Here is a 26,314-nt window from a genome sequence, read left to right as displayed (position 1 = left end):
GCAGAGGTCATATCAGGCGAACACTGTTAAAAATACAGGGATATTTATTTTAAACAAAAATATGTCAGGATCGCTCAGGGCTTCGCCTTCATGACTACAGGACATTATAATTTGTTATTTTTGTCCTGGTCGTTACAGATTTTTATCCCTGTATTCGCATAAATCATGAATCAGACATTCCCTGCAGTGCGGTTTGCGTGCCACACAGACATAACGTCCATGCAGTACCAGCCAATGGTGGGCGTCCTGAAGAAATTCCTTATCGACATGCTTAAGCAACCCTTGCTCCACGGCAAGCGGTGTTTTTCCCCTGGCAAGACCAGTACGGTTCGCCACCCGAAAAATGTGGGTATCTACCGCGATGGTCGGCTGGCCAAAGGCCGTATTCAGAATCACATTGGCGGTTTTTCGTCCCACGCCCGGCAGCTTTTCCAAATCGTGCCGTTTATCCGGGACGTGACCGTCATGATCATCAAGCAACATCTGGCAGGTTTTGATGATGTTGCTCGCCTTGCTGTTATAAAGACCTATGGTTTTAATGTAGTCCTTGAGACCTTCTTCGCCCAATTGCAGCATGGCTTCGGGCGTATTGGCCACAGGAAACAGCTTTTCAGTCGCCTTGTTGACGCTGACATCCGTGGCCTGGGCCGATAAGATCACCGCAATCAGCAATTCAAAGGTCGAATGAAATGTTAATTCGGTCGTGGGATGGGGATTGTCGCTTCGAAAACGCTCGAAAATCTGACGTCGCCTGGCGTTATTCATGAGACTGTTTCGCCTTGACCCGATCCATGGCGGCAAGAATATAATCCTGCTTGGCTTGTAAATCCTTTTGTTTATCTTCCTGCTTCCCGGCCAGCTTTTTTTTCGCACGGTACAACTGTTGTTTGTGATGCTCGTCTCGCAATTGCCGTATTTTTCGCGCCTGAAAACGTTCTCGTGCCAGGGCTTTATCATAAGCCGCTTCCGGCAGCGGGGTTAATTCAATGCAATCGACCGGGCAGGGTTCGACACAGAGACCACAACCCGTACATTCATGACGGATAACCGCGTGCATGAGTTTGGCACTGCCGATAATAGCGTCCACCGGACAAGCCTGGATACATTTCGTACATCCGATGCACTCCTCCTCACGAATGACAGCCAGAGCGGGGGGGCGGGTATTGGCTTCGGCGCTGTTGAGATACGGCATCGCGTCGATGGCCAGTAATCCCGCCAGTGCTTTCACCGTAGCCACCCCGCCGGGAGGGCAGCGATCGATCGTACTGGCGCCGCGAGCCAGCGCCTCGGCATAAGGCAAACAGCCGTCAAAACCACATTCGCCGCATTGCGTCTGCGGCAGCAGCGCATCAATGTCCTTGACTGACGCCATTACTTGACTTTCATCCCGGGTTTCGCACCCTCATCCGGCTGCAAAAGGAAAAGTCCCTTGCCGTCGCCAGCGGCCAGCACCATACCCTCCGAAACGCCAAAACGCATGGTGCGCGGCGCCAGATTGGCCACCATCACCGTCAGTCGGCCTACCAGTTCGTCAGGGTTATAAGCGCTTTTAATGCCGGCAAAAACCTGTTTTTCACTGCCGTTTAAATCCAGCTTGAGACGCAGCAGTTTATCAGCACCCTCCACGGGTTCTGCCGCCACAATACGGGCTATGCGCAAATCAATCTTGCTGAATTCGTCTATGGAGATGGTTTCTTCTTTCTTGCTGTTTTCCGTCATATTATTTTCCTTCACCGTTGGCGGGGATTGTTCCCTTAAAGCCGCCAGCATGGCATCAATTTTTTCCCGTTCAACCCGCACCATCAATGGTTTAAACGGGTTAATCGTATGGGCGAGCAACGGCTTGTCGAGGTTGTCCCAGTTTAAGGGTGGGCAATTTAAAAACGCTTCCGCCTCCCGGGCCATGATCGGCAGAACCGGTTTTAAAAACCCGATTAACAAACGAAACAGATTCAAACCCATGGTACAAATAGCCTGGACATCGGCCTGGCGTGTTTCGTCCTTGGCCAGCACCCAGGGTTTCCTGGCGTCAATATATTGATTGACCTTATCGGCACAATCCATGATTTGGCGCACGGCGCGGGCGTAATCACGTTGCACGAAGGCTTCGATAATACCCTCTTTCGCGTCCAGAATTTCCTGATACAACGCCGGCTCGCACAAGCTCTCGCCCAGACGGTTATCAAATCGCTTATTAATAAACCCGGCCGAACGGCTGGCGATATTAACCACTTTACCCACCAGATCGGCGTTGACCCGGTTGATAAAGTCGTCGAAATTCAAATCGAGATCATCCACACGGCCGTTGAGTTTGGCGGCATAATAATAACGCAGGTACTCCGGATGCAAATGCTTCAGATAGGTACGCGCCTCGATAAACGTCCCCCGCGATTTCGACATTTTCTGTCCATTGACCGTCAGAAAACCGTGGGTATACACCGCCGTGGGCAGACGATGACCGCTGCCTGCCAGCATGGCCGGCCAGAACAGGGCATGAAAATAGACAATGTCCTTGCCGACAAAATGATACAGTTCCGTTTTGGAATCGGCGTCCCAGAATTCGGCAAACGACAAATCGTTTTCATCACAATATTTCTTAAAGCTGGCCATATATCCGATAGGCGCGTCCAGCCACACGTAAAAATACTTACCCGGCTTACCGGGTATGGGAAACCCGAAATAAGGCGCGTCGCGGGAAATATCCCACTGTTTTAATCCCGCGGCAAACCACTCATCGAGCTTGTTGGCGACTTCCGCCTGCAAGTGGCCTTTCCGGGTCCATGCCTTAAGCAGCGACTCGTAACGCGGCAAATCAAAAAAATAATGTTCCGATTCCTTTTCCACCGGCCTGGCGCCGGAAATGACCGACACCGCGTCTTGTAAATCCGTAGGCGCGTAGGTCGCGCCGCACGACTCGCAGTTATCACCGTATTGATCGGGCGTGGCGCATTTCGGACAGGTGCCTTTCACATAACGATCAGGTAAAAACATGGCTTTAACCGGATCATAAGCCTGGCGAATGGTTTTTTTAACGATATCGCCGCGCGCCTCCAGACGCCGGTAGATCTCATTGGCCAACGCCTGATTTTCAGGAGAGTGGGTGGTGTGGTAACTGTCGTAATGGATGGCGAACGCGTTAAAGTCGCTCTCATGGCTCAACTGCATTTCCGCGGTCAATACCTCCGGTGTCACACCCAATTGCTCGGCTTTCAGCATCACGGGCGTGCCGTGCGCGTCATCACCGCACACGCTGATACAATAATGCCCCAGCATTTTATGGGTACGCACCCAGATATCGGTCTGAATATGTTCAACCAGATGACCCAGATGCAAATGGCCATTGGCGTAGGGAAGCGCGCTGGTGACCAGCATCTTACGTGTCGTAGTCATGGACGGTAGGCTCATAGCGATATTAAAAGGACAAATTATACTCGTGATCCGTCAAAATACCAGTCGTCATCCCGAGAGAAGAGGCGGCATAAAAAAACGCGGCATAAGCCGCGTTTGCAATCAGGAAGCAGAGAATGATTACACTCTTTTTCCTAGGTTTAAGCTATCTTCTGAAGATTCATCTTCTACCAGCAAAACTGTGCTGCTGCTTGCTCCGTTGATCGCTTTAGGCTGAGACAGGAGAGGAGAACTATGGGTAGGTACTTCATCAATATCTACCAACAAAGGCTCCTTATCCTTGGAAGACGACGGGAGCAAACCGCTTTCGTGTACCTTTCTATAAGAACTTCTGGGGAGGACATCGCTACTGAAGATGTCTTCATTATCGCTGTCTTCGTCAAGTAAATCGAACCTGGCTCCACTATCTCCACCAGGCCCGGGTTTTTTAGGTCTAATCAAACCATCCAGCCAGTTGGTAATACGAACACCGATGTTCCAAACGGTAGAAGCAGTCCACGTAGCCGCGGTGACCAGGGCTCCGATGGTAAAAGCCGCAGCAACAGGCGCCATAGTTGCAATAGCAGGGCCGACAAAAGGCAGGGCAACAGCTAAAGGTACCAGGGCAGCAGCCACAGGAGGGAACAGCGCAATAAGACCCGCAACAACAAGTCCCGCAATCAGACCCAACCCAATGGCTGTTAATAATTTCCAATGTTCACGCATCCACTTTAACATAACGACATACTCCAGTTGTTATTAATCGTGCGCATATTATCAGCAATTTGCCATTGATGAAAGAAAAATGCGCAACATATTGTAACATTTGTGTAAATAAGTTGATTGTGTATAAAATTCAATCACATATAAGGCGTCGGATCAGGAACGCCGGCCGCCAGAAACCCTTTTTTCCGGTAAACACAACTGTCACAACGACCACAGGCGGCACCGGACAAGGACGCCTGATAACAACTGACGGTCAAGCCGTAATCAACCCCCAGGCGGGTGCCTAAGCGGATGGTATCGGCCTTGCTCAAATGCTGGAGAGGTGCGTGAATGATTGTTTTTTGTCCTTCTATCCCTGCTTTGGTGGCCAGATTAGCCATGTTCTGAAAAGCGGCGATGAATTCCGGCCGGCAATCGGGATAACCGGAATAATCCACCTCGCTTACCCCGATGAATATATCCCGGGCGCCCGTCACTTCGGCATAACCCAGGGCAATCGCCAGAAACACCGTATTACGGGCCGGGACGTAGGTCGACGGGATCTGGCCATCGCCGTTGTAATCCGGGACGGCCGTGTCAGGATCCGTTAGCGCGGAGCCTTTAAACTGGCTTATATCAAGATTGACCACACGATGCTCCGCCACGCAAGCCGCCCGGGCAACGCGCTCTGCCGCCTGTAATTCGGCCTGGTGACGTTGTCCGTAAGCAAAACTCAGGGCATAACAGGCAAACCCCTGTTCCCGTGCGACTGCGAGACACGTGGTTGAATCCAGTCCACCCGATAATAAAACCACCGCGTTTTTACTCATCATAACTCTCTGAAAACAAAATAAATATTGTAGCCCGTCATGCAGGCAAAGCCGTAATGCGGGGATAACGATCCTAATTGGCACATCAAACCCGCAATACGGCCGCAGGCCTCCTTACGGGCTACTGCCTTTTTGCGAAAAAATTTGTTCACAGAACCAAGGATGGGAATCATAGCATCTCAAGCCAGGAAACGCTCATTGGTAGGCTTTTAGGTGATAATCAACCCAACAATTGCCTTATCACCGGATATACTGCTAAAATTCCACGCTATTTGCATGTCAACCTGGATGAAGATGTCAGCAACGTTCTTTCCTGTTGTTCTGGCCGGCGGTTCCGGCACCAGACTCTGGCCATTGTCGCGCAAGAACTATCCGAAACAGTTTTTACGCCTGCAAGGGCAGTTCTCCCTGTTGCAGCAAACCATGCAGCGGGTGGAACAATTATCCCCGAAACACGCGCTGATCGTCAGCAACGACGCCCATTATTTTCTTTGTCAGGAACAACTGCAATCCTTGCAAACAACACCCGCGATCACTTATCTCCTGGAGCCCTGTGCACGCAACACCGCTCCGGCCATTGCTCTGGCGGCCGGGTATCTGGCTGCGCAATTCGGACGCGACGCCTTGATGCTGGTCTTGCCTTCCGATCACTGGATAGGCGATACCAAAGCCTGGCAAAATGCCATGGAAAAAGGAGCTCATTGCGCATCCCGACAGGATGCTATCGTAACCTTCGGTATCCAACCGCACAGCGCCAAAGCCGGTTACGGCTATATTGAGGCAGCCGGTGCGTGCGGCGAAGGCATTTACCATGTCGAACGTTTTCGTGAAAAACCCGATACAGATACAGCCGCCGCATTCATAGCCCAGGGCAATTATTTCTGGAACAGCGGCATGTTCGTTTGCCGCGCCGGCGTTTATCTGGACGAATTACAACGTTACGCGCCTGATATCGCGAGTCTAAGCGCCCAGTCTCTGGCCAAAGCCTGTCATCATCATGATTTTATTCGTGTGGATGAGGCGTTGTTCGGCAAATGCCGCAGCGAATCCATCGATTACGCCATTATGGAGCACACCAGCAAGGCCGTAGTCATTCCGGTCACCGTACCCTGGAGTGATTTGGGTTGCTGGGCCGCGGTTGCGGAAGCCAACACCATGGATGAACACGGCAACACCTTAAGCGGCAACGTCATGGCCAAAAACAGCCGCAATTGCCTGATCACCTCCACCAATGCCCTGGTCACTACCCTGGGGATCGAGGATCAGATCATCGTGGCAACCGGTGATGCCGTTCTAGTGGCCGATAAGCGTTATTCCCAGCAGGTTAAGGAACTCGTTGACACCCTGGGGGTTGAGCATCAGGCACTCATCGACGACCACCGGCAAGTGGCGCGTCCGTGGGGTTATTATGAAATTCTGGCTGAAGGCCCTTCCTTTAAGGTCAAACGATTGATGGTTAAACCGGGAGCGAAGCTCTCCTTGCAAAGACATCAACACCGGGCCGAGCATTGGGTGGTTGTCGGCGGCGAGGCCGAAATTATCAATGACGACCAAACGATGCGCCTGACCGTCAATCAATCCACCTACATTCCCCAGCAAACACGTCACCGCTTGTCCAATCCCGGCACGGAACCGCTGTTTGTCATCGAAGTGCAAAGCGGTTCCTACCTCGGTGAAGACGATATCGAACGTTTTGACGATATTTATCAGCGAAAGACCCCTGCCACCATAACCTGAAAAAACCCTTGTGATCAGGGTTTTGCAACAAAACAAGCATTTTTCAGGCCAAATTCAGTAAATTACTTATCAAAACTGTAAATTTTTTACTATTTTACTTGTCTCGTAAATATCTACTATGTTATAAAATAGAACAGATTGCTCTGGTTAATGTGCAATCCACGTCACCCCTTCGGTTTACTTTTAAGGTGATATTATGAGTGAAACAGTAGCAGAGAATCCCCTGGATCTTTTCGGATTGAAAGGTGCGGACTATGCTCGCAAAATCCTCACTCCCGAAGAGAAATCACCACGCTCTATCACCAAGCTTTCCAAATACGAAGGTACCCGGGAAAATACATTAAAAAAATTTCAAGCCGATTTGGCGTCATTAAACCCGCAAATATTAACATTACAACGTCAGGATCCGAAAAGGAAAAAAGAAACAAGGGATAAATTAGTCAAAACCTGGGCTCTGTTGTATGACGAATACCTGCATAAAACAGGCAGTAACCGCCCGTACGGTTTGGACGACCTGCGCAAGCAGATGATGCTTTGCCAAGCCTACCTGGACATACTGGATGGGCGTGAAGTCGCCTCGCCGGAAAGTGCGCATGAAGCCGAATTTCACGGTCGGGAAAATTATTTCAAGATCCTCGCCATGAGAACAGGCCAATGGCTGGCTGACAAAATGCAGGAACTTTCCGGCGGCAAAACGAAAGTTATCAAGGGATGGATGGGTGAACTCAACGGACGCCGATTGTACTGGGTATGGGGCGGCGGCATGCTGTCCTCCATACTGGCTCTGCTGCCCACTGATTTTTTCAATAATCAGCAAGCTCAAAAAGCGTTGGCGGTCCCCGGGCCGGCCATGGGATACATAAGCTGGTTGCTGTATTACGCCCGCTTCGGTCTGGAATTGGGGTTGCTGTTAAAGCACACTATCAAAGGCCCATGGATGGATGCAACGGAGCACAAATTCAGCATCCTGTCGCCGGAAGACATCGCCAGTGACAAGCTTCCGGAAGAAAATCACCTGTATTTTCAGGTCATCGATGGAAAAATCGCTTACTCGGTTCTCACACCGCAGGGAAAAGAACTGAAAGGGGTAAAACTCGAAGAGTTTGATGCCCCGGAAGAGTTAAACGAGCAATGGCTGAAACAGCACAAACGCGCGCTCCTGGGTGCGATATCCCAAAATGGGCATATTCATCTCCATGAGCGGGATATTCCGACCTGGGAACGTTTTAAAACCCAGTGGAATCAGAGAAAATTCCAGTTACTCAATGATTCCATCTGGGCGACGGCCAATCTGGTTACCTTCTTCTGGCTAACAGGTGCCGGTACGCTGGGTTATGCCGGCAATATTGTCACCGTGGGCTTGTTATTAATGGATGTGTCGTTAACCGTATGGAGGTTTTATGAGGAGAGCACCAAACATAACAAACGCATGCTGGAGTTGAAAACCAAGAGAGAGGAACTGGAAGCACAGATCAGGGAAAGAAATTTCACCATTAATGAATTGCAATCAAGTATCGAGAGTTTACAAGAAGATTCGATAGGCAATACCCTGGCAATCCTGGATCTTCAATTAAGAATCAGCAAAAACCAACGGGAAATCGATAACTTGCAGGAACAAGTAACAGAGATTGCACGCATTGAACGAAAAACGGCATTCGACTGGAAATACAAGAAAGCCGGCTTGATACTCGATTTAAGCTATGCTGTGGGGCTGGTTCTCGCCTTCAGCCTGATGTGTACCTTCTTTTTTCCTCCGGCTATGGTGGCGCCCGGCATCCTGCTGATTCTGGGTGTGGCCGGCGCGGCCTTAAGTTTTGCGCTCACAGTCGCATACGCCGCCGCCACAGGCGGCCTGGAGATAGCTAAAACCAGGGCAACCACGGCTGAGATAAAACGGGAATACAAAGAGTTATTGCAAGCGTTTAAAGATACCCAGGATGAACTTGGTAAATTGGAAAAAGACGATGCAAAACGACCGGAGCTCAAGAATTTATTAAAACAACAATTCATCATGCTCAAGGATCTGGAAGCGGAGGCCGGCTATCATAAGCAAATGGCGCGATTCCAAGCGGCCAAACTGGTACGATCCGTGTTCATAGACGCCATGATTCCCGCGGTGGTTTTCGCATCGCTGGTGTTCATGCCGCTTGGTATCGGTCTTGCGGTCATAGGCGCCGGTTTTGCCCTGGCGGTGTTATCCAGCATCATTCTTAATCGTTTCACACCGAAGGAAGCGGAAAAATACAAGATGAAAGAGGATGAGGAGGATTTCAAGCAGTTCAAGGCCAATCCGGATGGGGCTACTGCGGGATTTCTCGGAAGAAAAAGGTCTGGTTTCTTCAAAGACCACAGTGAGCAAACGGAGCCGACCGACGTGGACAGCCTTATACCGCGCCTCGAAGAGCAAGATGAAATTGTGCCTTTACTAAAACAAAGCGAAATATGAGCAATTTATAAGCAATTTTTCCGGGCAACCCAGACACAAGGTTTGGTTGCCTATGGAGAACCCAACGCCATCACTGCCATTAAGTTAAGCACCATTGTTTATCAATTGTCGTCCCCACGGAGGCGGGGATCCATTTACAAATGGAGCACAGTGCCACAATAAAGATGGTTTCCCGCCTTCGCGGGAATGACACAATTCCTTAACTTAATGGCAATGCCCAACACCATCAGGAAATAAGTTGGAGTGTTATGCTGATTGGTGGTCTAATGGCTGCTATCCAAATGACTTGCAAAGAAAATTGGGCGCGCTGCTAAAAAAGTGTATAATTCCACAATTTGTTGCACAATTTTCTGGCCATTATGAATCTTGACAAACACTACGACGTCATCGTGATCGGGGGCGGCCATGCCGGAACGGAAGCGGCTCTGGCGGCAGCCCGACTGGGCGCACAAACCCTGCTGTTAACCCACAATATGGATTTGCTGGGCCAAATGTCCTGTAACCCGGCCATTGGCGGCATCGGTAAAGGCCATCTGGTCAGAGAAATAGATGCCTTAGACGGTGCCATGGCGCTGGCCGCCGATGAGGCAGGCATTCAATTTCGTACGCTTAATGCCTCCAAAGGGCCGGCCGTGCGCGCTACCCGTGCGCAGGCCGATCGCGTCCTCTATCGCCAGGCCATTCGGCAAACACTGCAAAAACAACCCAATCTGAGCCTGTTTCAGCAAGCGGTTGACGATCTGGTGATTGAAAACGGTCGGGTTTGCGGGGTCGTCACCCAGATTGGTTTGACGCTGCGCGCCAAAGCCGTAGTATTGACCGTCGGGACGTTTCTTGGCGGCAAAATCCACATCGGCATGAATCAATACGCCGGAGGACGCGCCGGTGATCCGCCGGCCATCGCTCTAGCCAGAAGACTTCGCGAACTTGATCTTCCCGTAGGCCGCCTCAAAACGGGAACACCGCCCCGTATCGACAGCCGCTCGCTGGATTACTCGCAGATGACAATACAACCCGGTGACACGCCGGTACCGGTGTTTTCCTTTATGGGCAAGGCTGCCATGCACCCGCGCCAATTGCCTTGCCATATTACCCATACGACTCAGGAAACCCATGACATCATTCATGCCAACCTGCACCTCTCGCCCATGTTTGCCGGAGCCATTGAAGGCGTGGGGCCTCGTTATTGCCCGTCCATTGAAGATAAAATCGTACGCTTCGCCGACAAATCCTCACACCAGATTTTTGTTGAACCGGAAGGGTTGACCAGCGATGAAATTTATCCCAACGGTATTTCAACCAGCCTGCCTTTTGAGGTGCAGGTACAATTTGTCCGTACCATCAAAGGGTTTGAAAACGCCCACATCACTCGGCCCGGTTATGCCATTGAATACGATTATTTCGACCCCAGAGGTTTGACTTCGTTTTTACAGACCAAGCCGATAGACAATCTGTTTTTCGCAGGCCAAATCAATGGAACGACAGGCTATGAGGAAGCCGCGGCGCAAGGACTCATCGCCGGAATGAACGCGGCTCTTTTCGTTCAGGAAAAAGACTTGTGGTGTCCACGCCGTGATGAAGCCTATATCGGAGTATTGATTGACGATTTGATAACTTGCGGAACCCAGGAACCTTACCGCATGTTTACTTCCCGGGCGGAATACCGCCTGTTGCTGCGTGAAGACAATGCCGATCTGCGTTTGACCGCCAGGGGGTATGAATTGGGTTTGGTGTCGGAGGAGCGCTGGCAGGTGTTTTGTGCGAAAAAAGATGCCATTGAACAAGCTCAGAGAGCTTTACACAGTACGATGGTGCGTGCAAGCGCTCATGACGGGTTGCAAACTTTTCTGGAAAATCCGCTGCAACAGGATTGTCGTGCATCCGAGTTGTTAAAACGGCCGGAAGTCACTTACAGGCACTTACAGGCGATAAACGCGCTGCAATTACCCGATATCGCACCCGATGCGGCCGAACAGGTTGAAATTCAAAGCAAATACGCCGGTTACATCGAACGCCAGGAACTTGAAATTACTCGTTTGCGCAAACATGAAAACACCCGTTTGCCGGACGATTTTGACTACGGCAAGGTCTCCGGCCTGTCTACGGAAATCGTACAAAAACTCAGCCGGATCCGGCCAGCGACCCTGGCTCAGGCCGGACGGATCTCCGGCGTGACGCCTGCGGCGCTGTCTCTATTGCTCGTTCATTTGAAAAAACGACGGATCCCGGCATGACCTCCACGCAACAATCAACGCGTTTATTGCAACAGGGACTTTCCCAACTTGGGCTTCCTGACCACAGCGATGCCCTGTTGACGTATTTGTCATTATTGAATAAATGGAATCATGTTTATAATTTGACCGCCGTGCGCGAGATCCCGGCCATGGTCAGCCGCCATGTGTTAGACAGTCTGGCCGTTTTACCTTTTATACGAGGCGCCAGGATTGTGGATGTGGGTTCGGGTGCCGGTCTGCCGGGTATTCCTCTGGCTATTGCCCGACCGCAAACGCGTGTTACCCTGCTTGACAGCAATGGCAAAAAGACGCGATTCCTCGAAGAAGTTCAGCGACATCTGATGCTGGATAATGTTGAAGTGATACAAAGCCGTATTGAAAACTACCACCCGGCACAGGCTTTTGATACAGTAATAAGCCGGGCATTTAGTGATCTGGCACAAATGATACACTGGACAAAGCATGTCATTGACGCTCATGGAATATGGCTGGCAATGAAGGGACGCTACCCGCAAACGGAATTATCCATGATTGATTTTCCTTACCAGGTACATCGCTACGACGTTCCTGGTCTTGACGAGGAACGATGTTCCGTGATTATCGAAAATAAAACCGAGGAATAACCATGGCGAAAATCATAGCCATTGCAAATCAAAAGGGTGGCGTGGGCAAGACCACAACGGCTATTAACCTGGCCGCGTCCATAGCCGCCCACAAACAACAGGTGTTGCTCGTGGATCTGGATCCCCAGGGAAACGCAACCATGGGATCCGGTGTCAATAAAAATGAGTTGGTGCATACCAGCAATGACGTCATTTTAAGGGATTGTCTGGCGGCTCAGGCCTGCCTGAAAACAACGTGTGGCTACGATTTGATTCCCGCCAATGGTGATTTGACCGTTGCCGAAGTCAGCCTGATGGAACGAAATCACAGGGAAACGTTCCTGTTTAAAGCCCTGCAATCCGTGCAGAGCGAGTACGACATCATCCTGATTGACTGTCCCCCGGCTCTTAATACCCTGACCATCAATGCGCTGGTTGCCGCCGACTCCGTCCTGATCCCCATGCAATGTGAATATTACGCGCTGGAAGGTCTGGCCGCGTTAATTTCAACAATTGAACAGATCAAGACAAGCGTCAACCCGAGATTGCACATTGAAGGCGTGCTAAGGACTATGTATGATGTGCGCAATCGCTTGTGTTCGGAAGTATCCAAACAATTAATCGAGCATTTTAGCAATAAGATTTATCGTACGGTCGTTCCACGCAACGTACGGTTGGCCGAAGCGCCAAGCCATGGGATGCCTGCCTTGCAGTATGATAAATCTTCGGCGGGGGCGGCCGCTTACATGGTGCTGGCCGCAGAAATGATTAGTAAACAAACCGTATCAGGTTAAACAGAGGAACATTATGACAGTAAAGCGAGGAGGGTTAGGTCGCAATTTATCAGTCTTGCTTGGCCATAAGGATCTCGCCTTACCATCCGAGCAGTCCAAGGGTGATCAACCGTTACAATTGCCGCTGAATGTCATGCAGCCCGGAAAGTATCAGCCACGCAGCGACATAGAAGAAGATTCTCTGGCTGAACTGGCAGACTCCATCAAACAACAAGGTTTGTTGCAACCGCTAATTGTCCGGGAAATCCGTCCCGATCATTATGAAATCATTGCCGGTGAACGGCGCTGGCGCGCCTCACGGCTTGCGGGTTTAAGCGAAGTACCGGTCGTTATCCGGCAAGTGGATGATGAAACCGCCATGGCCATTGCGCTGGTTGAAAATCTGCAGCGAGAGGATTTGAACGCCATGGATCAGGCACGTGCCATGTATCGACTGACCCGTGAATTTGATTTGACGCACCAGCAAGTCGCTGATTTATTATGCAAATCGCGAACGGCGGTCAGTAATTTTTTAAGATTACTGTCCCTGGCAGAAGACGTGCGTCGTCTTTTGGAATATGGCGATTTGGATATGGGACATGCCCGTGCTCTGCTAGTGCTGGAGGAGGAACAGCAATCGTACGTTGCCAAACTCGTGGTGGCCAAAGGTTTGTCCGTACGTGAAACGGAAAAGCTGGTAAAACGTGTTAAAGATGGCCATGCAAAACCGGCAGTTCCTGTTAAGGACGTCAGCGAACAAGTCAAAACGCAACTAGACCAGCTTGCCCATCACCTGCGTACAAAAATTCATGTGAAACAGGGGAAATCCGGTAAAGGTTCCTTGATTATTCATTACAAATCATTGAGTGATCTGGAATCGGTCATTCAACAAATCATCACACCATAATTGTCGACACACTCTGGCTCAGTACACTAACATATCCTGGTACTATTTTTTTACAAAGGAGCGGTAGCCCGTAAGGAGGCCTGCGGCCGTATTGCGGGTTTTATGCCACAATATTGGACTTGTGGATCCAGAAACGTTATCCCGCATTTCGGCTTCGCCTTCATGGCGGGCTACAAAAAGGGACAAATCATACGCCTTTTTGCAGCCGTAATTAATTTTGTTCACGGAACCATTTCGTTTTGCATGGTTTTAATTCTTAAAAAACGCCTATGTCCCGCGACTTGTTCGCGGGAACCAGGGGTTCAAAGTTCAGAGCTACACACTCATGGATGCCGCGAACAAGTCGCGGCACGTAGACAATTGACAATTTTAGAACCATTTGACCGGGCAAAACGACGTAGATGTAGTACCAGGCTCTGTGCACTTATCTTTTATTGGCTGAAATGATTTAAAATCAAACATTTTTACCGGAAAACAAGTATAGAAGTTAGTCATATTGCTTCCCTCATGTACCAAAACCTATCCTGATTCACTAATCGTAAGCAAAACAAAAAATAATATTTTAATTAAATGTTTATTTTACATACTTTATGGTCAATAATTATTATATAGGGAGAAGTGTATGCAAATTCAACCTGTACACCCAGTTGAGGTGTTTCTCAAGTGCAACGATCTGGAAACGGCAGGAAATCTTGTTGAACTCTCCGAGCAGGAAATGATATTAACCTGCACGGAGTTTCTGGATAGAAACAGCCCCGTCACATTTCATGCGAAATATTTTTGGGGGGAAGCGATTGTCCATCAAATTAATTACAGTCGCTATCTATTCACCTACATTCTTTCTATAGAACAAATCAAATATCGACCCGGCCTGGTCGTCAACACCAAACTTTAATCGTGTTTATTATAACCAGTAAACAAATATAAACAGGAAAAGCCAGACAACGTCCACAAAATGCCAATACCAGGCCACTCCTTCAAAGGCAAAATGGCGCTCCGGTGTGAAGTGTCCGCGGAGGCAGCGACCCAGAATCACCATAAGCATGATAGTACCAATGGTTACATGCAAACCATGAAATCCGGTTAGCATAAAAAAGGTCGTTCCATAAATCCCGGCATCGAGTGTAAGATTCAACTCGGTATAAGCTTCATGGTATTCGTAGGTTTGCAGGGCAAGGAACAGTACACCAAGCAGAATGGTGCAAATCATGCCAGCGATCAATTGCTTGCGCTTGTTTAATTTCAGCGCCCAATGTGCCCAGGTGATGGTAACGCCTGAGGTTAACAGAATTAAGGTGTTTATCGCGGCAAGTCCCCAGGCGCCCATAGCTTCCCGTGCCCCGACAAAGATTTGATTATCGGGATTACTCAAAAGCGGCCAGGATGCCTTGAAATCAGCCCATAACGTATAATGGGTTATGGGATGAACCTCACCACCCAGAACAGGCACCGACCAATAGCGGCAAAAAAACAAAGCCCCGAAAAAAGCGCCGAAAAAACAGACCTCTGAAAAGATGAACCAGCACATTCCCCAGCGAAACGAGCGATCAACCTGCAAATCGTAGAGTCCTTTTTCATTTTCATAGATAACCTGACCAAACCAGCCAACCATCATGATAACCAGAATGACAAGACCTGCGGTAAAAATATAAGGTCCATACCAATCACTGTGCAACCAGCTCGCCGCACCCACCAGGGTAGTTGTTAAACCAATGGAACCAACAATCGGCCAATGACTCGGTTTGGGGACGTAATAGGTACCGTGCGCTCCCATAATGTTTTTTTCTCCTGTTTACAATGCGGCCAGCTACCACAGGACGGGTATTGGCAGTATTAATTAATGATACGACTTGTTACATCAAATAACGTATATGACAAGGTAATTGTTCTGATATTTGCAGGCAGATCCGTGTCAAGATGAAACAACAACGGCATATCCATCGCCTCATGGCCGTTGAGCGTCTGCTGCGTAAAACAAAAACATTCCGTCTTTTTTAAATATTTGGCTGCGATCCCTGGCGTAACGCTGGGTATCGCCTGAACCGTCATGCGATATCGGCTTTGGTTTTCTGCGTAAAACGCCAGCTTTGCAATCTCTCCCGGATGGACTGTCAGTTTTTTAACCTTGGGATAAAATGCCCAGGGGACGTTACCGTTATTAGTTGCAACAAATTCTACAGTCACTTCCCGGTCTTTAGCGACAATCGCATCTTTCGCATCATAGGCTATCGCCTGTTGATTCGTTTTGCCGTTAATTCCAAAAGTCTTGCACAGGCTGTTATAAATAGGTACTAACGCAAAGCCAAAGGCAAACATGCCAATAACGACCACAAACAAAATTAATACCAGTTTTGCATGACCCTTGACAGCCATCTTACCTCGCTTGAATAACCCTTAAAACAATTTTCTTATCATAGACACCAAGGTGCCGGATGTTTACCGACACCTCCATTTTGTCCTGCTAGTTAACAACAGGAGGCGTTGTAAAGCTATGGTAAGGCGGAGGTGACGATAACGTCCACTCCAGTCCATGCGCACCTTCCCAGACCTGGGCATCCACTTTCCTGCCATGGCCGCGAACCGTTGCGATTACGTTATATAGAAAGAGCAACTGTGAAAAACCAAAGATAAACGCACCAATGGTTGAGATCATATTAAAATTGGCAAATTGCAACGCATAATCCGGTATTCTGCGAGGCATTCCCGCCAATCCGAGAAAATGCATTGGAAAAAACGCAATGTTAACGGAAATAGCCGATAACCAGAAATGCCATTTTCCCAAACGCTCGTTATACATATGGCCGGTCCATTTCGGCAGCCAGTAATACGTCGCGGCCAGCAAGGAGAAAATGGCACCAGGGACTAACACATAATGGAAGTGTCCCACTACAAAATACGTATCCTGATATTGATAATCTGCCGGAACCAGAGCCAGCATCAATCCGGTAAATCCACCGATAGTAAAGAGAAAGACGAACGCTATCGCAAAAAGCATCGGTGTTTCAAAGGTCATCGCACCCTTGAACATCGTGCCGACCCAGTTAAAGACCTTAATTCCTGTCGGTACCGCAATCAGCATGGTGGTGTACATGAAAAACAACTCGGCCCCAAGAGGGACACCGGTCGTAAACATATGGTGTGCCCATACGATAAAAGACAATAAAGCGATACTGACCGTAGCAAAAACCATGAAATGATAACCAAACAGCGGTTTTCTGCTGAAGGTCGGGATGATCTGCGAAATAACGCCGAACGCAGGCAGAATCAGAACATACACTTCAGGATGGCCAAAAAACCAGAACACGTGCTGGAACAGTATGGGATCCCCTCCTCCGGCCGCGTCAAAAAAGCTGGTGCCAAAATGGCGATCCGCAAGCATCATCGTCACGGCTCCTGCAAGAACAGGCATAATGGCTATGAGCAGAAACGCCGTAATGAGCCAGGTCCAGACAAACATCGGCATTTTCATCAAGGTCATACCGGGGGCACGCATGTTGAGAATGGTTGCGATAATGTTGATGGAGCCCATGATAGAGGACAATCCCATCATATGAATGGAGAAGATCATGAAATCGGTACTTGGCGGTGCGTAAGTTGTCGATAAAGGCGCATACATGGTCCACCCGAAATTAGGGCCGCCACCGGCATGAAACAACGTAGATGCCAACAATGCGAAAGCAAATGGCAGTAACCAGAAGCTCCAGTTATTCAAACGCGGCAATGCCATATCCGGAGCGCCAATCATCATTGGAATCTGCCAGTTGGCCATCCCGGTAAACGCCGGCATCACAACTCCAAACAGCATGATCAAACCGTGCATTGTCGTCATCTGGTTAAAAAAATTAGGATCGAGGAAACGATGGCCAGGCTGGAACAATTCGGCCCGGATTAACAAAGCCATGCCTCCGGCAACAAAAAAGCTCATCATTGCCAGCCAAAGATACAGGGTGCCGATATCCTTGTGGTTCGTGGTAAACAACCAACGCTTCACAAATCCCAGTATGCCCTTGCCTTGCTCCGGTCCATGTTCTTCATGTGCTTCGCCGTGTACCAACGTTTGACTCATCGCAAACCTCCAACTTTCGCTTTATTCACTTTTTTAGGCGCTTGAGCGTCGCCTTCTCGTATTCTGGCAACGTCTGCCGGCTGTATCTCGTCATCGGTATTATTACCCCAGGCATTACGCTCGTAGGTCACAATAGCGGCAATCTCCTGATCACTCAACTGATTCCTGTAGGACTGCATTGCGGAACCCGGTACACCGTCAAGAATAAGTTTCACATGTCGGGATATCGGTTTTCCAACGGAAATGGAACTGCCTCTCAACGCCGGATAAACGGGCGGCATACCGGTACCGTTTGCCTGATGGCAGGCAGAGCAGATTTGTTCGTATTTGGCCTTACCCATGGTCATTAATTCCGCCCGGGTCATTTTAGGCTGCTCTTTCGGTTTTTCCTGTTCAACGGCGTAAACATCCTGAACTTTCGTTTGCTGAGCCACCCATTTATTAAACTCGTCATCACTTACCGCTTGCACAACGATGGGCATAAAACCGTGATTTATACCGCACAATTCGGCACACTGCCCACGGTAAACACCGGGCTCCTCAATACGGGCCCAGGATTCGTGCATAAATCCGGGAATAGCGTCACGCTTGACCCCCAATTCGGGAACCCACCAGGAGTGAACCACGTCACTGGACGTCACCAGAAAACGGATTTTTCTATGAACCGGCAGCACCAGAGGCTTGTCTACCTCCAGAAGATACCATTGTCCCTTTTTCTGCTTGTTTTGGATCTGATCATAAGGTGTTGACAAATTACTGTAATAACTAATGCCTTGATCGAGGTACTGATATTGCCATTTCCATTGCGAGCCCACGACCTTGACGGTCACATCGGATTTATCGGTATCGTCCATGCTCATCAGCACTTTGGTCGCCGGGATAGCCAAACCGACCAGTATTAAAAAAGGAATAATGGTCCAGACAATTTCCAACCGGGTATTGTCATGAAAACCGGCGGGAACATAACCTTTGGATTTACGATGATGGATCAGCGAATAAATCATAACGCCAAAAACAACAATACCGATAATGGCGCAAATAGCCATGGCAATCATGTGCAGGTCATACATATCCTTACTAAGAGGCGTAACCCCCCTGTACATATTTAACTGCCAGTAATCTGCCGCTGCCATTGCAGTCCGGGCGGCTAACACGCCACCCAAGGCGGCAAGCACTTTGCTTACCTTAAACCCGTTTAGCATCCTCATTCCTCGACTTATTATGAATAACAGACCGACTGCAGGCAGTCGGCACAGATAATAACTTGAATGGCCGGTTCCGATTATGGCCATCCACCATCACCATAAGGAGTAATTACCTTCCTCTGTCGAACGACTCACCATGTATTTGATGGCTTCAATCACTTCACGAGTCGTGCAATGTTTACAACCACCATTTTGGGGATGATTTTCACCGCGTATGGTATTTTCGATTAAAACATCCATGTTTTGTGCAATCAGGGGTTTCCAGATTTCCTTGTCACCAATTTTCGGCGCCCCCATCTTGCCTTCGTTATGACACACGCTACAGTCTTCATCATACACGTCCTTGCCGCTGGCATGATACTTCTTGGTACCATGACTCTCCAGATCAGCCCATTGCGATCGTGATAACGATTTATTCAGGATATAATCCGTTGCCGCCATAATATCATTATCGCTGCAGGTCACACAGGCGCCTTTGACGGGCATACTGTTATATCCGTTAATGGCATGGCGGTAAAGACCGCTTAAACCGCTGCTTTTCAGGCGACGATACCAGTTGGCTCCATCCCCGATATACGGAGCGCCCATTTTATTGTCCTGATGGCAAATAATACAGGCATTGACGTAAACCTGCTTGCCTCGCTTGAGGGTCGGTTGCTGATCAGAGCCGGGAACACCAAGCGATTCCTCGCTTACGACTGTTTTTAAATACGTGGCGATGGCTAAATGATCCTCTTCAGTCAGGTAACTTAAGCTGTTATGGTTCACTTCCGCCATAGGCCCCGCCACCGGACCGGCGCGATTAATCAACTCACCTTCCTTGAACACATTGGCCACTTCATAATGGGACGCGGAACTCAAACCGTATTTGGTAATATTCGGAGCCCAATACCCATCAACAAAGCCGCCCGTTAAGTAATAACGATTCTTGGGCGCCCCGAATACATTGAGCGGGGTGTGGCACATGCTGCAATGCCCCAGACTGTCGACAATGTATTTACCCCGGTTCCAGGCCGGTGATTTATCCGGTTCGTAGCGAATCTCATTTTCTTCCGGGAAGAAAAACAACAGATTCCAGCCCCATAGTGAAAAGCGGGCCCCCGGTAAATTAAACGGGAAAGGCAACGATTTGTTTTTCTGCTTGACGGCCGGAATACTCATGAAGTAGGCATATAATGCACGCGCGTCGTCATCGGTTATTTTGGAAAAATAAACGTAGGGAAATACGGGGAAATAATTACGCCCCTTGGGATCGCGCCCGTCTTTCATAGCGCGAATAAAATCCTTTTCCGTCCATTTGCCAATACCCGTTTCCTTGTCGGGAGTGATATTGGGGCTGTAAAACGTTCCGAATGGCGTGTCAATCGGCAACCCGCCCGCAAACGCCGGCGTTCCACCTTTTACATCCGTATGACAGGCAATACAGTCCCCGATTTTAGCCAGGTATTCGCCGCGTTTGATTAACTTTTCCTGAGCGCCGTCGGCTGGTTTGGTTTCGGGATATTCCGGATAAAACCCGTCGATGAGCGGCTCTACGATTTTCGGGCGCGGTGCTTGTTCCGACGTATCATCGCCTTCTTCCGCACTGCACAGATGAGGGAAAGTCATCAATGTTATCATTAAAATCGCAAAAAACGCGTTATTCTTCAACAAAGAGCGCACGCTCCCTCCTTAATATACTTGCCTTGGACAAGGCTTGTTGCCATTTTCAGCCATGGAATGAAATGTCAACAAGCCCCATTTATCGAAAGGGAAAATAATCTCGCATTTTATACTTCTAGCCTATGAACTTGCAACGATGATCAAGGGGGTATTCGTGAATTAAAGCGATAATGGTTTTTCTTTATACAAATCAGGACTATTCCAGGCTCATCGCGGCCAGAATGATGCGAATTATTCTCAAATAAAACGGCCCTGTTACCAGTTGCTGACTTCGTGGTGAATGGCTGTTATGATAAGTGCCTGTTTGATAAGCGAGGGATCTCATCATGGCCTGGAAAGAAGCGTTGCCGCTGGCAAAATTACAGGAGGAAGAACGACACACCATGGCTATTGAAGGCCACAAGATACTGTTCATCTGGCATGATCAAAACGTTTACGCCATGGCCGCACAGTGTCCGCACTTCAAGCTCCCTCTGGCCAAAGGTAAAATTACCGCCAATAACAGCATTATCTGTCCTTTCCACAAAAGTGAATTCGATCTGGCAACCGGCCATATCCACTGCTGGTCACCCTGGCCACCGGCAATCGGAACCATGCTCGGAAAAATCAGCAAACCAAAGCCTTTGAAAATTTATCCGACCCGTGTTGATGAAGGCACGATTGTTGTTGAAATCTAGGGCGTATCGGGTTGCCAGTTTGGCAGCCCGGCCTGCAAAAAAATAAGTGCGCGGAACCTGACAATAATTAAATGAAATAATTGACCGCTATGGTTCCTGTTGTGAATTTTGCAGCCTGGGGTCCCTTGACTGAAAACCAGACCCCGACAATGACCCCCAGATTGGCTGAAAAATTATATTCCAGCGCCGGCGCCAACGACGTTTGTTCTCCACCCGAACCGCCAATGCTCGCCACGGTACCGCCTGGAGTAAAACCGGGATTGCCGTCAAAATTCGAGGCGGTGCTTTTGGTATACAAGACTTCAAAAACAGGCACCCAATGCTGCGTTAACGCGTATTCAAACGCCAAATCAATAGCATAATTATTGCCCGGGTCGACCACCCCGGTCGTATCTCTGGTACCACCAAACGTGTTCCGTCCGACCACGTGCACCTTACTGGATGTCGCCGCCGCCAGACTCAGGCGAGTACGTAAGTAATGATCGCGGGGCAAACTTGTCAACCGTTGAAAATTCAAACTGACCAGGGTGGTATTTGCACCGGAGCCGGTTTGATCGGTGCCCATTTTAGCATCACTCAACCGCTCAAACCGACCGGTCGGGAATATCTCCTGAAACATCAGGCGCACATCCGGCCACGAATTATTGTCACCTTGCCTCAGCAGCTGAACACCCAGCGCCAGACTGTAATCCCCAATGCCGCTGCCGTGTGCACCATTAACCCAACTGTAATCGTAGGGCAGTGACATTTGAATATCCAGGAAATTACTAATTCCGAAAGAAACAATCGGCACCACTTCAAAATTTTTAAATCCCTGGGGGTATTCCGTATAAAACGCATACGGCTCAATATTAATATCGCCGGGCGGAATTGTTTTTCCGGAAGGGGCAAGCAAGGGCCCGGTCATCCACGGACCGGCAAAAACGACGTTTATAAACCCCCAAAAAACCAGTATTCTGACTAACATAATGAATTATTAATATGAAATGTAACCGTCATATTAATCGTTTTTTAATAAAATAAAAACAAACCACCAATGGAAATAGTAAATACGGGTGCCATTTTAAGCGCCGCCCTGCTTTTCACCAGGATTCAAAACAGTTCTGTTGCAAAATGACCTGATACGGTTTGGCTAACAAGGTGTCCAGCTTCTCACCCAGCTCTACAATATAAGTTTGGTAAACTGCTCCTGATACTTCTCCCTGCTCTCCCATTGTTCATACAAAACAAACTGGGTCGGATTGTCGCTGTTTTGATGCAGTCTGTATTCCAGACAGGTATCTTCCGAACGGCTGGGTTTTACAACGGCTTTTAATCCCGACGCCAACGCCTGTTCTTTACCTGCCCGAGCTTCCAGAACAACAATGACCGTGTGTGGTTTTGGCATACTCAAATTTTTCTGCTCAACTGATTCATCGAGCAATTCATCATAACCATGTTCATTGGCTTGTAAAATAATGATTTTTACTACGCGTTACTGTTCTGAAGACCCTTTTTAAAACCTTGCCAAATCCTTAGGCTCTGTGAACCAATTTTCCTTCGCACCATTTTTTTGCGAAAAGGCAGTAGCCCGTAAGGAGACCTGTGGCCGTATTGCGGGTTTGATGTGCCAATTAGGAACGTTTTCCCGCATTTCGGCTTCGCCTTCATGACGGGCTACATGACATTATTATTTGGTGTGCAACAATAGTTGCCTTGTTTTCGATCGGAAAAAAATTGGTGCGCAGAACCTGGGCTCTGTGCACATTTTTCTTTATTTAGTTGCATAATACCCTGGAATGCCATTATAATGAGCACTTTTAAAACAGAATGTATTAAAAATACATTCCATGGGCTCAAAGGAGCTAATTATGTCCGATTCACAAAATAAACTATCTTTAGCCGACTTGCCTGTCGAGGTAATATATTATTTAAATAGAAACTTTTTAGATCCACGAGATACCGCACGTTTGTCGCAGGTAAGCCAGCAATTTTTCCAACAAGACTTGAGTGGTTTAGCGAAAAGGACTGCGCTTACAATAGGCCTGGAAAATATAGTTGTGAAAGTATTGGACAATCTCAATCACCATGATCTTTATTTCCTGGCAAAACATGATAAAAATATAGCAATGGAGGTAGTACAAACACCGGAGTTAGCTACCAAACTTAACCAAAGGTTATGGGGAGACTATCTCAAAACCACCCAGGACGGATATAAGAAAGAACAGTACGACCCAAAAAACTGCCTGGACAAAACACTGCAACGTTATAACCTTGACGTTCCAACCCCCCTGGTTGCCATTGCAAATGCGCATCCTGAAGTTGCCGAGCTCCTGGCAAGTGATAATTATGATGTCATCGAGCTGGACGCTAAAACCAATGCTGTATTAAAGTCAATGGCGCCTCCCAAAGGACCTGGCGGCCCTTAATATATAAATTGCGAGCGTCAGGAAGCTATCGTTCGATAGCTTCTTCAAATGTATGGGAGTGCAACCATCTTCCACAGAATTAGCAGTCCCAAGACTTGGCTTATGCGTAACTATCAACCCTCAAGGCAACTCGCTACGAATTTACAGAAAGAAATAATACTCTGATGAACACTGGCGTGTTCCAGAGCTTCCATAGTTTCATTTCGTCTATCAATGGGAATAATGGTCCAAGGATAATGGCCAGTTGGCATGATGTGCCGGCTACTCAAGCTCATAGTGCGGGAGAGGGGCTGTTCGAGGGAAAATCAAAAATCTGTGCTGAGACTAATCTTCTCCCGGAAATAAGACCATGACATTGATGAGAAAACAAACCTTGAGACAATCTGTTAATCTCCATAAACCAATTCTTTTGTATATAATTTATGTATATTTTATGTGCATTTAATAAGTTGTCATATGGCAGATACAACATTAGAAGAAGTTATCAAACTGACTAATGATAATCCGTCATCAGGATTAATTGAACCAGCCGTTGCCTTCTCTAAAATAATCCTGTTTTACAGAAAGGGAGACATTGATAAAAATGCCTGCCTGGAATTATGCACCAAAGCCATTAATACATGGCCAGAATTAAGAGATAGCCCTTTGGTAACAGCATTGCTTGCTGATATGGGGTTATCGTTTTCTCAATTGCAGTCTTTACAGTTTTCAAAAATGCAACTGCTATATTATCTCCTTACATTTTCAGACTTCCAGGCGTTTCAAGACCATTTTCAAGATTTTAAAGATATGGATTTTTTTAATGATATATTAAAAGATAATGTGATAATCCATGGAGTCCACGTTTTTCAGGAGGATTCGACTTTATTTAACCACTTATTATTAAATGCCTACAGTATATTTGAAAAAGGGCATGATGCGAGTAAGAAATTAGCTTATTTGTTTCAAAATAAACTGATCAAATTAACTAGTGTCGAAGAAGCAATTGAGATTACAAAACGAGCAATACACAACGCCGATCCTAAGGTTGTGGCGGTATTATTAGATCCAAAATATAATCCTTATTGGCAACAATGTACCCAATATCACGTACAAAAAAGCACCCGCCAACAATATGATTGTGAGATTTTCAAGAGTCCAAACAATAACAACTCTCATAACTTTTCTGCAGGGTATTCGTTATTACATATAGCTGCGTTGAGCGATAATGTTGATTTATTCCAAAGAGCTTTTGATGAATGGGCTAAAACGAGACCCGGCAAAGAGCCAATTATGAAAGAATTTCTCGATTGGGCTCGCGAGCCAGGAAATATATCAGATCATCCTTACGAGACCATTTTAAATACTGCCGCAAGGGGCGGTGCCAGCAAAATTTTCAAATTCCTGATAGAGAAAGGCTTGTCTGAATACAGGGATATTTTAGGTAAAATGACTGATAGAGATCAGAAAACTGTAACTGATTATCTAATAACCCATGCCTTGAATAGTACATCTAAAATTACACAATATAACTCAAAAGAAAATTATCTTGATTGTCTTCGGTTACTAAACCCGGAGCTCAATGATGAAGCATTGTCGAAATTGGTTGATGAATATCCTCACGATAAGAAAGTGGGTTTCTTGATACAGAGTGAAGCCAGGCAATATCCTTATGTTTCAGATCATGGATTAAGATCTATAGTATCAACAATGGAAGAAGATAGTGAGGATTATGAAGATGAATATAAGGAGTCTTCAGACAACCTGAACACGACACCCACAAATTATGATCCTTTAGCAGACCAGTCTGTAAAAAACGATTTGTTGAATCGTTTAATTTGGTTAAGTGATATTCAGTACAATCGTTCTATTAATGTGGAAAGCGTTTTGGAACCCATCATGCATTTGGCCAGCTCAGTTAAGTTAACTCAACCTGAAATAAAAATGGTTTCAGACGATATTCAAGCGATTCTTTGCAACTTTATAACTTCAGATTTAAGCCGGTCTAATTCAAGAGGCATAGAACAATTAATCAATTTATCAAAACAGCTCAAACTTGATCTCAACTCGATTCTATTAACACCGCATGCTTTTTTTGAAGGAAGTGTTATCGCATTGAATAAAGACAGGAAGGAACCATTTTCAATTTTAAATAATATTTTTTCAGTTTCGACAGATAGACAAATGTCTGCTCATCAAAAATTAAGCAGTTTTTCTCATAACAATTCTGATGTCTTCAAAGCGGCTTTGTTTGATAGATTAAATTGGCTTAAAGACAATAATCTTAACCGCTCAGCTTATATAGTTGATGTACTGCAACCGATTATGTCCAGAGTCAACTCAATTAATTTAACTCAATCAGAACAAAATAATGTAGAAGAAAGCATTCGTCTTCTTCTTTGTAACTATATGGACTCTTTTTTAGAATCTTCAGACACAGAGGGGTTGGAGCTACTGCTTGATTTATCTCAAAAACTTAAACTCGATATTAAAACAATATTAGAAACTACCGAGCCTAAATTTGAAGATACTGTTATGTCCATGAATGTAAAAAGAGAAGAAGATCATTTTGATTTTTTAACGCACTATTTAACTGATTTAAATAATTCCAATCCAAATTGATAGCAAGATAAAAAGCATCCATGCTCGACAAAAGGAAAAAGCCTTATACCTTGACCGTTGATAGAATCCCTGTC

At 47.4% G+C, this 26,314-nt stretch carries 22 protein-coding genes; 10 read left to right on the top strand and 12 right to left on the bottom strand.

Translation table 11 applies throughout. The features are described from left to right. Nucleotides 1–132: 132 nt before the first annotated feature. The 5 genes from nth to queC form a co-directional block, all read right to left on the bottom strand. Nucleotides 133–765, bottom strand: coding sequence for an endonuclease III (gene nth, locus CKW05_RS00550; protein ID WP_058484699.1), 633 nt, complete (start codon nt 763–765; stop codon nt 133–135). Beyond that, a complete protein-coding gene (locus CKW05_RS00545) occupies nt 758–1,372 on the bottom strand; it encodes an RnfABCDGE type electron transport complex subunit B (RefSeq protein ID WP_058484700.1) in 615 nt (204 codons plus the stop codon). The genes nth and CKW05_RS00545 overlap by 8 nt, the downstream gene beginning before the upstream one ends. Further along, nucleotides 1,372–3,390, bottom strand: coding sequence for a methionine--tRNA ligase (gene metG, locus CKW05_RS00540; RefSeq protein ID WP_058484804.1), 2,019 nt, complete (start codon nt 3,388–3,390; stop codon nt 1,372–1,374). The genes CKW05_RS00545 and metG overlap by 1 nt, the downstream gene beginning before the upstream one ends. A 138-nt stretch (nt 3,391–3,528) precedes the next feature. Beyond that, nucleotides 3,529–4,113: a hypothetical protein gene (locus CKW05_RS00535; RefSeq protein WP_157737707.1), complete on the bottom strand. Its 585-nt coding sequence runs from the start codon at nt 4,111–4,113 to the stop codon at nt 3,529–3,531. Between the two features lie 134 nt (nt 4,114–4,247). Then, on the bottom strand, nt 4,248–4,922 hold the full coding sequence (queC, locus tag CKW05_RS00530) for a 7-cyano-7-deazaguanine synthase QueC (RefSeq protein ID WP_197697356.1): 675 nt from the start codon (nt 4,920–4,922) through the stop codon (nt 4,248–4,250). 294 nt (nt 4,923–5,216) lie between these two features. On the opposite strand from queC, the gene CKW05_RS00525 reads away from it, so the two are divergent. The 7 genes from CKW05_RS00525 to CKW05_RS00490 all read left to right on the top strand — a co-directional run bounded on the left by CKW05_RS00525 (nt 5,217) and on the right by CKW05_RS00490 (nt 14,516). Continuing rightward, nucleotides 5,217–6,659: a mannose-1-phosphate guanylyltransferase/mannose-6-phosphate isomerase gene (locus tag CKW05_RS00525; protein ID WP_058484703.1), complete on the top strand. Its 1,443-nt coding sequence runs from the start codon at nt 5,217–5,219 to the stop codon at nt 6,657–6,659. A gap of 196 nt (nt 6,660–6,855) precedes the next feature. Next, nucleotides 6,856–9,105 carry a coiled-coil domain-containing protein gene (locus tag CKW05_RS00520; protein ID WP_058484704.1) on the top strand — a complete coding sequence of 750 codons (2,250 nt, stop codon included), beginning with the start codon at nt 6,856–6,858 and terminating at the stop codon, nt 9,103–9,105. A gap of 359 nt (nt 9,106–9,464) precedes the next feature. Next, nucleotides 9,465–11,339 carry a tRNA uridine-5-carboxymethylaminomethyl(34) synthesis enzyme MnmG gene (mnmG, locus tag CKW05_RS00515; protein WP_058484805.1) on the top strand — a complete coding sequence of 625 codons (1,875 nt, stop codon included), beginning with the start codon at nt 9,465–9,467 and terminating at the stop codon, nt 11,337–11,339. After that, nucleotides 11,336–11,962 (top strand): 16S rRNA (guanine(527)-N(7))-methyltransferase RsmG, encoded by a 627-nt coding sequence (rsmG, locus tag CKW05_RS00510; RefSeq protein ID WP_058484705.1) that lies wholly within the window; start codon nt 11,336–11,338, stop codon nt 11,960–11,962. The genes mnmG and rsmG overlap by 4 nt, the downstream gene beginning before the upstream one ends. Before the next feature lie 2 nt (nt 11,963–11,964). Beyond that, nucleotides 11,965–12,735, top strand: a complete 771-nt coding sequence (locus CKW05_RS00505) for a ParA family protein (protein WP_058484706.1) — start codon at nt 11,965–11,967, stop codon at nt 12,733–12,735. 13 nt (nt 12,736–12,748) lie between these two features. Continuing rightward, nucleotides 12,749–13,621, top strand: coding sequence for a ParB/RepB/Spo0J family partition protein (locus tag CKW05_RS00500; RefSeq protein WP_058484707.1), 873 nt, complete (start codon nt 12,749–12,751; stop codon nt 13,619–13,621). A gap of 622 nt (nt 13,622–14,243) precedes the next feature. Then, nucleotides 14,244–14,516 carry a hypothetical protein gene (locus CKW05_RS00490; protein WP_058484709.1) on the top strand — a complete coding sequence of 91 codons (273 nt, stop codon included), beginning with the start codon at nt 14,244–14,246 and terminating at the stop codon, nt 14,514–14,516. A gap of 9 nt (nt 14,517–14,525) precedes the next feature. Here the strand turns inward: CKW05_RS00490 and CKW05_RS00485 are convergent, their stop codons facing one another. From CKW05_RS00485 to CKW05_RS00465, 5 genes are all read right to left on the bottom strand, one after another. Beyond that, a complete protein-coding gene (locus tag CKW05_RS00485) occupies nt 14,526–15,395 on the bottom strand; it encodes a cytochrome c oxidase subunit 3 (protein ID WP_058484710.1) in 870 nt (289 codons plus the stop codon). A 59-nt stretch (nt 15,396–15,454) separates the two neighbouring features. Next, on the bottom strand, nt 15,455–15,994 hold the full coding sequence (locus tag CKW05_RS00480; RefSeq protein WP_058484711.1) for a cytochrome c oxidase assembly protein: 540 nt from the start codon (nt 15,992–15,994) through the stop codon (nt 15,455–15,457). An 88-nt stretch (nt 15,995–16,082) separates the two neighbouring features. Then, entirely contained in the window at nt 16,083–17,687 is a 1,605-nt protein-coding gene (ctaD, locus tag CKW05_RS00475; RefSeq protein WP_058484712.1) for a cytochrome c oxidase subunit I, read from the bottom strand. Then, nucleotides 17,684–18,889 carry a cytochrome c oxidase subunit II gene (gene coxB, locus CKW05_RS00470; RefSeq protein WP_058484713.1) on the bottom strand — a complete coding sequence of 402 codons (1,206 nt, stop codon included), beginning with the start codon at nt 18,887–18,889 and terminating at the stop codon, nt 17,684–17,686. Before coxB ends, ctaD begins: the two co-directional genes overlap by 4 nt. 96 nt (nt 18,890–18,985) lie before the next feature. Beyond that, entirely contained in the window at nt 18,986–20,500 is a 1,515-nt protein-coding gene (locus CKW05_RS00465) for a c-type cytochrome (RefSeq protein WP_058484806.1), read from the bottom strand. A gap of 380 nt (nt 20,501–20,880) precedes the next feature. On the opposite strand from CKW05_RS00465, the gene CKW05_RS00460 reads away from it, so the two are divergent. Further along, complete coding sequence (locus tag CKW05_RS00460) at nt 20,881–21,231, top strand: Rieske (2Fe-2S) protein (RefSeq protein WP_058484714.1); 351 nt, start codon at nt 20,881–20,883, stop codon at nt 21,229–21,231. A gap of 67 nt (nt 21,232–21,298) precedes the next feature. On the opposite strand, the gene CKW05_RS00455 is transcribed toward CKW05_RS00460, so the two are convergent. After that, nucleotides 21,299–22,198 carry a hypothetical protein gene (locus tag CKW05_RS00455; RefSeq protein WP_058484715.1) on the bottom strand — a complete coding sequence of 300 codons (900 nt, stop codon included), beginning with the start codon at nt 22,196–22,198 and terminating at the stop codon, nt 21,299–21,301. A gap of 195 nt (nt 22,199–22,393) precedes the next feature. Next, nucleotides 22,394–22,618 carry a putative quinol monooxygenase gene (locus CKW05_RS00450; protein ID WP_133141163.1) on the bottom strand — a complete coding sequence of 75 codons (225 nt, stop codon included), beginning with the start codon at nt 22,616–22,618 and terminating at the stop codon, nt 22,394–22,396. 463 nt (nt 22,619–23,081) lie between these two features. Between CKW05_RS00450 and CKW05_RS00440 the strand changes: the two genes are divergently transcribed. Beyond that, a complete protein-coding gene (locus CKW05_RS00440) occupies nt 23,082–23,639 on the top strand; it encodes a hypothetical protein (RefSeq protein WP_058484718.1) in 558 nt (185 codons plus the stop codon). A 456-nt stretch (nt 23,640–24,095) separates the two neighbouring features. After that, complete coding sequence (locus tag CKW05_RS00435) at nt 24,096–26,240, top strand: hypothetical protein (protein WP_058484720.1); 2,145 nt, start codon at nt 24,096–24,098, stop codon at nt 26,238–26,240. The last annotated feature ends 74 nt before the right edge of the window (nt 26,241–26,314 follow it).

Origin of the sequence: Legionella spiritensis (assembly GCF_900186965.1) — a bacterium.
Taxonomy (GTDB): Bacteria; Pseudomonadota; Gammaproteobacteria; order Legionellales; family Legionellaceae; genus Legionella_C; species Legionella_C spiritensis.
The sequence above is the reverse complement of the archived record's forward strand: the minus strand, read 5'-3'. Positions and strand labels throughout refer to the sequence as shown.